The sequence below is a fragment of the Acinetobacter sp. YH16053 genome, from assembly GCF_013417035.1.
GTDB lineage: Bacteria > Pseudomonadota > Gammaproteobacteria > Pseudomonadales > Moraxellaceae > Acinetobacter > Acinetobacter towneri.
Genome location: NZ_VPEP01000038.1, coordinates 1 through 8298, shown reverse-complemented (window position 1 = coordinate 8298; position 8298 = coordinate 1). Strand labels below are relative to the sequence as shown.

Genomic DNA, 8298 nt, shown 5'->3' with positions numbered 1-8298 from the left:
TAATTCAAGTGAATTTGTTTGAAAGAAGAACTTTAAAAGCTTTATTTTCACCCGATAAAATACCCATAAAACAAGAGGAAGCTCAAATGAGCTTCCTCTTGTGAAAAATTGTGGGACAGCAATGAGGAGTTCCCCCTCTTTTTAGAGAGGGGTTAGGGGAGATTAAAGTTATTGAAATTGTTGTAAAAAGACCCTACTGTTAAGTAGGGTGTTTAATTGTCGGCTCATCTGATGAATACTGATTTATTACATAAGATAATAATTTACCAAAAATCGTATTTTGAAATTATTAATGAATTTTTTATAAAATTTGTGGGAAAGGAGCCTAGAAATTTTCATGATTTTAAAGAGCTAGGCTTTTACTTAAAAGAAATGTATGAAAGAAATAAAAATAATATGGCTTACTTTTCAAAGCTGAATCAAATACGTTTAGAATTTTTGGAAAAATTAACCAAATTATATTCTACTGAGTCACCTCAAGTTTTTAAATCAGCACAGAATTTAAATTTATTTAAAATTAACTTGGGAGGGAGTAGTCGTTTTTTAGAGACACAACTAAATGCAGTTCGTAAGTCCTTACTATTAACAGATATTGTTTTAATTCCTGATCCGATTCTACCTTGGATTGAAAAAGAAAGAGCAGAAGAAAGATTTACTAATATAAGAATGATAGAGGCTGTATTCTTTATTTTACATTTGAGAGAGCTTCTGCAAGAAGATTTTGAGGTTCCTCCATTTTTTATTTTTCCAAGTTGGGAAAAAATACTTGAAGATAAGGATTCTTATACTCAGAAAAGTATTTCGAATCTATTTGTTGATTTTTTTAACTTCTATCTAGGAACATCATTTCAAAGCAAAAATGATTTAATTGATTATGCTTTTAAGAATAATGATAAATTTTTAAGTACAGTTGAAAGGAAGCGCTTATTTATTTCACCTAATGGATTAGATCTCTCTGATTTAAGAAACTCCATTGATAATTATAAAAATTATGCTAATGAAAATAGGTCTGAGGATTGGTGTCGTCAATATTTAGACAATGATACTCAGATAGTTCTGAATGGGATAAGTGAAAGATTAGCACCACAGTTTCATCTTTTGGAGAATTCTCATGAAATGAGCAGCAATCCTTATATCTGTATTCCAGAACACGCTCATTACTATAATTTAATCTCAAGAATGAGTTGGTCATCCCAAGCGAATAATTCAATTGATAGACAGACCGATACAATTTTAAATGTTTTGACGAATCAACGATTGGATTATTTAGCTAATTTTAATGATGAAGAAATTAAGATGCTTAGAAAAGCAGATGAACATATTTTATTTAAAAATGAAATGAGAACTTTTATAAGTTCAATATCAACTTCCAAAATTGAAGATATAGATTATGTTTCGAGAGAATTTTCTCAATTTTTAGATAGAAAAGTTAAACAGCATATTCAAGAATTAGAAGGATTAAAAAGTAAGTATAGATCTAAACATATACAAACTTTAGGGCTTGTAGGGGGAACATTGGCAGTTAATTTTATGCCGCTACTTGGACAATTGATCTCAGTTATTGGAGCTGGAAGTATCGGTGTTAAATACTGTGGCGATAAGTTAGATGAAAAATATGATTTTCAAAAAGCTAAATCATCTTATGTTGGGGTAATTGCACTTGCAAAACAAAGATGACTCTAAATTAAGACTTTCCCCAACTGCCACAATCCTATACCAAAAAGGTAATACATGAATTAACGACAACAATTCAAGTGGTTGAATTGGATGAAAATGTTGCACACCATTATGCAGAAATACGCCAGAACCTTGCATCTAAGGGGCAGATCATTGGCGCAAATGACTTATGGTTAGCAGCACATGCACGTGCAAATCATTGGGTCATGGTCACCAATAACGAAAAAGAATTTACTCGTGTCGATGGATTAAAAGTCGAAAACTGGGTATCTAATCCTTTGTAAGTGAGTTAGATTTTTTATAAAAATCATCCTTTGCCTAACTGCCATCATCACCTGTCAAAATGGACAATAGACAATCATCACAGAATAGATATACTGGATTGACCATTTCTAAACCACACGGAGAACAAAGATGGTAACTGCAGGTGATAAACCAGGAACAGGCTTCTATTTTTGTGTCCAATGCGGGCATCGCGTTTACTTAGAAATTGGTACAGACCGTCTACCACCGTGTACCAAATGCCATGGCACCCAATATAACAACAAGGTTGCCTAAGCTACACGACATAAAACAGCAGATCCTGTTTTAATCTAAAGCCCTATCACCCGATGGGGCTTTTTGCTATTTTAGCCATAGAAAACCCAAGGCAATGAGGTACAACATGGAAACAATACTCGGTTTATGTGTCGGCATTGGGCTAAGTGCTGCCAGTGGTTTTCGGGTTTTTGTGCCTTTGCTGGTCATGAGTGTTGCGGCGCTCATGGGTTGGTTTGAACCCTTGAAAGGTTTTGAATGGTTGGCGATGCCTGCTGTTTGTCTAGCTTTGACCGTGGCAACAATCAGTGAAATTGCTGCGTATTATGTGCCGTGGGTCGATAATTTGCTCGACACTGTTGCAACGCCTGCCGCCATGATTGCAGGTACACTCACTACAATGGCTGTAAGCAGTGGCGAAATGTCGCAATTTGCCAGTTGGGCTTCGGCCATTATTGTCGGTGGCGGTACAGCGGGTGTGGTGCAAATGAGTACAGTTGCGGCACGTGGCGTATCAACCGCAACCACAGGCGGTGTTGCTAATCCTGTAATTTCAACAGGAGAGTGGATTGGGGCTGCCGTACTTTCAGTGTTGTCTTTCATTGTGCCTGTATTGGTGGTTTTTGTAGTGCTACTGACCTTAATTTGGGCAATTCGCTGGATTCGAGGCAAAAAGAAAGTTGTTGAATCCTCCACATAGATTTTTGGTCAGTTTGAAAACATTTAAAATAATCATGGTAATAAATTCAATATTTAAGCTTTATTTGATGATTTAAATGCATAAAAAATGTCTATTTGGGAAATTTTTTAAAATATGACTTAAAAAGTGATAAAAATTTTAAAAATTAATCAAAATAAAATCATTTCGGGGAAACAATCCCATCCTCAAATCACTACTATATATCTCAAGGGTGTGATGGGGATCGAAAAGAGTAGATTGCTACCAGTTGCGTACAACGTGCGTGTAGTACTTACCCAAAAGGTCTCGATTCGGCTTAGGACGCTATAAACCAGAAGTTTATAGGCTATAAGATCATGGCTTATCCAGCATGATAGTTGAAGTAAACCACAGTTGTTTTCCCTAACACCCTAAAGAATATTGTTAAAAATATAAAAAACAAAACAAGATCAAGACAATAAAATCCAGACAAAATAAAAGCTTAAATGAATTTTAAACCATCTTTCTGCTACAAAACTCCCATCAAATTTTTCATTCAAATCTGTTAATTTGCAATAATCATCTACATCTAATTAGGTGTGATATGAGTGTTGATTACGATTTTTGGTGTCGCTTATTACTGACCTGCGCACTCATTAACTATGCCATTTTAATGCTGTGGTTTGTGGTGGTGATTTTCGCGCATGACTGGCTTCGACAGTTACATGGCAGATGGTTCAAATTGTCAGATGCAAGTTTTGATGCCATTCATTATGGCGGCATGGCGGTCTATAAAATTGGGGTATTGCTATTGAATATTGCGCCACTCATCGCGCTGTATATGATGCGACCTTAATTTCAAACTATAGAAACAAGCATCGAAACGCATAGAAACAATCGCTCGAAACAGTACATTAAAAACAAACGGTCATCGAAATAGAGGCGAAAAGCCCGCAATTTGAGGAGTTGGCAAACATGAATCAATTTAAACCTGCACTGATTTTAGGCGGTCTAATTTGTTTGGGGATGGTTATCGCGGGTTGGATCTTGGGCAATAGCGCACTTAAAATTAAACAATATGAGCGTGTGGTTTCAGTCAAAGGTTTGTCTGAACGTGAAGTAAAAGCCAATGTGGCGGTGTGGCCAATTCGTTTTAGTACTGCCAGTCAAGACTTGGCGGCGCTATATGACACCATGCAAAGCCAAACCTCCCAAATTCAAAACTTTTTAAAAAATGAAGGTTTTAGTTCTGAAGAAATTACCATTGCGGCACCTGTAATTACCGATAAATACGCCCAGCAATATGGTGGCGATGGTAATGTTACTTTGCGTTATACCGCACATCAAACCATTACGGTCTATACCAAAAATATTGATAAAGTGCGCAGCGCACAAAGTCGCTTGGTCGATTTAGGTAAAAATGGAATTGCCTTTGGCGGTGAAGATTACGGGCAACGTACCGAATATTTATATACACAACTAAATGACATTAAACCTGCCATGATTGAGCAAGCCACACAAAATGCCCGCAGTGTTGCAGAAAAATTTGCCGCAGATTCTGACAGTCGTCTAGGTAAAATTAAATCAGCCAATCAGGGTGTATTTAGTATTGAAGATCGTGACAGCAACACGCCATATTTGAAAAAAGTACGTGTGGTGTCTACGGTGGAATACTATTTAGCAGATTAAGTTTCGCAGACTAAGTTTGGCAGATTTAGCTTGGCAGACTCAGCCAATTCAAAATCTAAATCTTTACACTAAAAAGTACATCGCCCGACTGAATTGACAGTTTGGGCTGTGCTTGATATTTTGCCCGCACCGCTTTGCATGCTGTATGTTCATGGCTTTAAACGACAACTTTATTTATGCACCTCCACAAGATCCCTTAGTAATTGTCTATGAAGATGACGATTTATTGGTGATTGATAAGCCCGCAGGTTTATTGTCGGTGCCTGGGCGTTTGCCCGAACATCAAGACAGCGCATATTTAAGAGTGCTCGCAAATTATCCTCAGGCAAAAATTGCCCATCGTTTAGACATGGCCACCTCAGGTATTCTCATGTTTGCCAAGCATCGTGATGCAGAAGTCGCATTGAGTAAAATGTTTCAGGCACGAACAGTAGAAAAAAACTACATTGCTTTAATTCAAGGCAAACTTGAAGGTGAGGGCAGTGTCGATGTGCCTTTAATTACTGACTGGGAAAACCGTCCACGCCAAATTGTGCATTTCGATTTAGGCAAGCCTGCGCAAACGCTGTATCAAGCTTTGGAATATTGTGCGGTTGAAGATATTACCCGTGTTTTGCTCACCCCAATCACAGGGCGTTCGCATCAGTTACGAGTACACATGCAATATATTGGACATCCCATTACAGGTGATAAGTTATATCATCCTGAACCGAAAAAAAGTACGTTAGGTCGGATGGCGCTGCATGCCAGTTATTTGGCTTTCACACAACCTCTAAGCCAGGTTCCTGTTGCAATTCGGGCACAGCTTCCTTTTTAGAGATTTTGGGATTCAATTTTTCTAACAGGCGCATATTTTTCAATTTTTTTGTGAAAATACTCAAAAATTGGGATAGTCTTCGTGCCGCTAACTCGCTAACGTATCCTTAGAGCTGTCGTTATTCATTTGCCTTGGCATAAATAAAGGATGTGAATAACTCGCTGTTTTAAAACTTTGTGTTTTTGAGTGTGGTGGGCTGTCAAAGCGGGTTAGAAAGCGTCTTTAAAAACTGAAGATGGTTTTTCAAAATATGGCAGACCAATGCGGGTGGGAGAAGTTATATGCTGTATATATTGGGTGCAATCATTATTGTTTTGGTGGTGATTATTTTTTGGCAATCTCAGCGCCGCCGTGAGTTGTCTGCCAGCATTCAATCTTTACAAAGCAATTTAGACCGCACTCGCTCCAATTTGGCGTCCGATGAGTTAGAAAGTAATGAATTAGAGCATCAGCTCACCATGCTACGCATCGAAATAGGCAGTTTAAAAGGACGTTTAGAAACCTTGCAGCACTATCAACATATTTTAGACGTTGAGCAATATGTATTAGAACGTCGTCAACAAGTAGAAATGTTTGTAGAAATGATTAAATCCGAAGCGGAAAATACGCGGGAGCAGTGCAAGCAACAAGTTGAAAAAGTTCGAGATTTTTTAGCCGAGCATGAGCAAAAAACCAAAGCCAAAACGCTTAAAACAGCACAAGATCAATTGGGTGCTTTTTATAACTTGGTTGAAGAACGTCAGCAACTCGAACAGATTATGACCGCGCTGTATCATAAAATTGAACATCATACGCCTGCTTTTCAGTTGCCTGCACAGCAGCTATTGGATGATCTGATTGAAGGTTATGGCTATAGTGATGCAGCACAACACTTGCAGCAAGTACGACACAAGATTCAAGATGCAGTCAAAAATCAAGAAGTTGCACATTGCGCCTTTGTCGATGAGCAACGCCGTCTAGCGGCAGTGACTTTACTGACTCAAGCATTTAATAGCAAAGCAGATTTGTATTTGGTGCAGCTGACTGAACAAAATCTGGCTGAATCGCTTCAAGCTTTGCAGGATGATTTTACTTTACTGAATCATTATGCCGCTGCATTTGGACACGCAAAAATTCTGGATTCTTATTTGACACTTCGACAAGAAGAATTAAAGTTTGCCGCTTTGCTGTTGGCATTTAAACAGGAAAGCATCTTGTCAGATGCCACAAATTAAACTGGCAGCAAATACTTAGAGTAATTGCGGTGTCTAAACACAAGCTTTTGGGTGTTTCAGACTAAAGTCAGTGTATAACGAAATGAAAATTGAGTCCTTCGGGCAAATTTGTGCTATGTTGAATTCACTATTTTGTCACTTGCCAAATATATATTGGCTAAAAAGATAACAAGGATATTCGCATGACACGTGACTATGAACAATTCCCTGATGATGATAATGGCAATGTACTTTGGCAAATGCATGAAGATGGGGATGACCTGACAGAGCCACATGAGATTGAGTACTCCATCGCTTTTACCACACAAGAACAAGCTGAAAAATGTGCTTTGTATTTGTTGGCCGAAGAACAAAAAATTTCATTATTCCAAGATGAAGAATCTGACGCAGTTGAATGGATCATTACCATTTATGTTTACATGGAACCAGAGTATTCAGACATTGTCGATTTAGAGCAATGGTTCAGCAAAATTGCTGAAGAACATGGCGGTGAATACGATGGCTGGGGCTGTATGGCTTACGTCTACGATGATGAAGACGAAGACGATTACGAAGATTAAATCGGGTATCTGAAAAGCATGTGTTGATCACATGCTTTTTTATTTGTGATACATAATCTGCTGCCTAAAACTTTGGCGCTGATGACGTCATCATAAAAGATGCAGAGGTGCAAATATGGATATTGCAATGAAACGCGCTTATCTTGAAGCGACTCAGGCAGATGGAACACGGGTGTTGGTTGATCGTTTATGGCCGCGTGGTGTGAGTAAAGAACGCGCTCGTATTGACTTATGGCCCAAAGAAATTACGCCTTCGACTGGGCTGCGTAAATGGTATCATCAAAACCCTGAACAACATTGGGATGAGTTTCAGCAGCGTTATATAGCTGAATTAGCAGAGCAAGAAGAGGCTTTACAGGCGTTGTGTGAACTGGCACAGCAGCAAAAAATCACTCTGGTCACAGCAGCTAAAGATGAGCAGCACAATCATGTAGTGGTATTAAAATGCGTGATGCTGCAACGCTTAGCACAGTCCAATTAAAGAGTTTTATTTGATTATCCTTGTGCTTTATAAGGATTTTAAGTTTATGAAAATTCAGTAAAAAATGCTATAATATAGTTTTTGAGGTTTTTTATGTCTTTGCCCAATTGCCCAAAATGCCAATCAGAATACACTTACCAAGATGGCGACCTACTGATTTGTCCTGAATGCTCACATGAGTGGAAAGAAGGGGAACAGCTAGAAGAAACTGCTGCTGTGATTAAAGATGCAAACGGCAACGTGTTGGCAGATGGCGACACGGTGACTGTGATTAAAGACCTGAAAATTAAAGGTTCTTCGGCTGCTGTAAAAGTGGGAACGAAAGTGAAAAATATTCGCTTAATTCCAGATGCAGCAGATGGTCATGACATTGATTGTAAGATTGATGGCATGGGGGCTATGAAATTAAAATCTGAATATGTGAAAAAAGCTTAAGTTTAAGCAGATTTCAACAGCGCAGGCGACTTGAGTTGCCTGCGCTTTTTTATGGAGTTTATAAAAGTATTTTAACCCGAATTACGGATAAGAAAAGCCCTTGAAAAAAGGTAGTTAGAGCCATTTAGAAAGTTACGACACAACCCAAAGGCTCTAACTACCATGTACGATTTTACAGAAATTTTTTGTATTGTTGATGATTTTTTCAAAAAATTTGAACCCATCTATTG

The 8298-nt window shown here is 38.2% G+C and carries 10 protein-coding genes and 1 pseudogene; all 11 read left to right on the top strand.

Annotated features, from left to right (window positions below; all coding sequences use genetic code 11):
• Window positions 1–231 precede the first annotated feature (231 nt).
• The 11 genes and pseudogenes from FTV43_RS13960 to FTV43_RS13910 all read left to right on the top strand — a co-directional run bounded on the left by FTV43_RS13960 (window position 232) and on the right by FTV43_RS13910 (window position 8068).
• Complete coding sequence (locus FTV43_RS13960) at window positions 232–1677, top strand: hypothetical protein (RefSeq protein ID WP_179995745.1); 1446 nt, start codon at window positions 232–234, stop codon at window positions 1675–1677.
• Between the two features lie 44 nt (window positions 1678–1721).
• Window positions 1722–1961 (top strand): annotated as a pseudogene (locus FTV43_RS13955) (PIN domain-containing protein); the annotation flags it as partial.
• A 130-nt stretch (window positions 1962–2091) separates the two neighbouring features.
• A complete protein-coding gene (locus FTV43_RS13950; protein ID WP_004972403.1) occupies window positions 2092–2235 on the top strand; it encodes a zinc ribbon-containing protein in 144 nt (47 codons plus the stop codon).
• A gap of 106 nt (window positions 2236–2341) precedes the next feature.
• Window positions 2342–2914 (top strand): DUF4126 domain-containing protein, encoded by a 573-nt coding sequence (locus FTV43_RS13945; protein ID WP_096901555.1) that lies wholly within the window; start codon window positions 2342–2344, stop codon window positions 2912–2914.
• 562 nt (window positions 2915–3476) lie between these two features.
• Window positions 3477–3728 (top strand): DUF6868 family protein, encoded by a 252-nt coding sequence (locus FTV43_RS13940; protein ID WP_004972400.1) that lies wholly within the window; start codon window positions 3477–3479, stop codon window positions 3726–3728.
• 119 nt (window positions 3729–3847) lie between these two features.
• Window positions 3848–4561, top strand: coding sequence for an SIMPL domain-containing protein (locus FTV43_RS13935; protein WP_179995744.1), 714 nt, complete (start codon window positions 3848–3850; stop codon window positions 4559–4561).
• Between the two features lie 151 nt (window positions 4562–4712).
• Entirely contained in the window at window positions 4713–5378 is a 666-nt protein-coding gene (locus tag FTV43_RS13930) for an RluA family pseudouridine synthase (RefSeq protein WP_179995743.1), read from the top strand.
• 281 nt (window positions 5379–5659) lie between these two features.
• A complete protein-coding gene (locus FTV43_RS13925; RefSeq protein WP_179995742.1) occupies window positions 5660–6592 on the top strand; it encodes a DUF5660 family protein in 933 nt (310 codons plus the stop codon).
• A gap of 182 nt (window positions 6593–6774) precedes the next feature.
• Window positions 6775–7152: a ribonuclease E inhibitor RraB gene (locus FTV43_RS13920; protein WP_004972392.1), complete on the top strand. Its 378-nt coding sequence runs from the start codon at window positions 6775–6777 to the stop codon at window positions 7150–7152.
• Window positions 7153–7267: 115 nt separating this feature from the next.
• Complete coding sequence (locus FTV43_RS13915; protein WP_131260718.1) at window positions 7268–7633, top strand: DUF488 domain-containing protein; 366 nt, start codon at window positions 7268–7270, stop codon at window positions 7631–7633.
• Window positions 7634–7726: 93 nt separating this feature from the next.
• Window positions 7727–8068: a zinc ribbon domain-containing protein YjdM gene (locus FTV43_RS13910; RefSeq protein WP_004972388.1), complete on the top strand. Its 342-nt coding sequence runs from the start codon at window positions 7727–7729 to the stop codon at window positions 8066–8068.
• The last annotated feature ends 230 nt before the right edge of the window (window positions 8069–8298 follow it).

Bases quoted from the DNA above. Each gene is read 5' to 3' on its own strand.
- FTV43_RS13960 (WP_179995745.1), top strand. From the start codon at position 232: ATGAATACTGATTTATTACATAAGATAATAATTTACCAAAAATCGTAT.
- FTV43_RS13950 (WP_004972403.1), top strand. From the start codon at position 2,092: ATGGTAACTGCAGGTGATAAACCAGGAACAGGCTTCTATTTTTGTGTC.
- FTV43_RS13945 (WP_096901555.1), top strand. From the start codon at position 2,342: ATGGAAACAATACTCGGTTTATGTGTCGGCATTGGGCTAAGTGCTGCC.
- FTV43_RS13940 (WP_004972400.1), top strand. From the start codon at position 3,477: ATGAGTGTTGATTACGATTTTTGGTGTCGCTTATTACTGACCTGCGCA.
- FTV43_RS13935 (WP_179995744.1), top strand. From the start codon at position 3,848: ATGAATCAATTTAAACCTGCACTGATTTTAGGCGGTCTAATTTGTTTG.
- FTV43_RS13930 (WP_179995743.1), top strand. From the start codon at position 4,713: ATGGCTTTAAACGACAACTTTATTTATGCACCTCCACAAGATCCCTTA.
- FTV43_RS13925 (WP_179995742.1), top strand. From the start codon at position 5,660: ATGCTGTATATATTGGGTGCAATCATTATTGTTTTGGTGGTGATTATT.
- FTV43_RS13920 (WP_004972392.1), top strand. From the start codon at position 6,775: ATGACACGTGACTATGAACAATTCCCTGATGATGATAATGGCAATGTA.
- FTV43_RS13915 (WP_131260718.1), top strand. From the start codon at position 7,268: ATGGATATTGCAATGAAACGCGCTTATCTTGAAGCGACTCAGGCAGAT.
- FTV43_RS13910 (WP_004972388.1), top strand. From the start codon at position 7,727: ATGTCTTTGCCCAATTGCCCAAAATGCCAATCAGAATACACTTACCAA.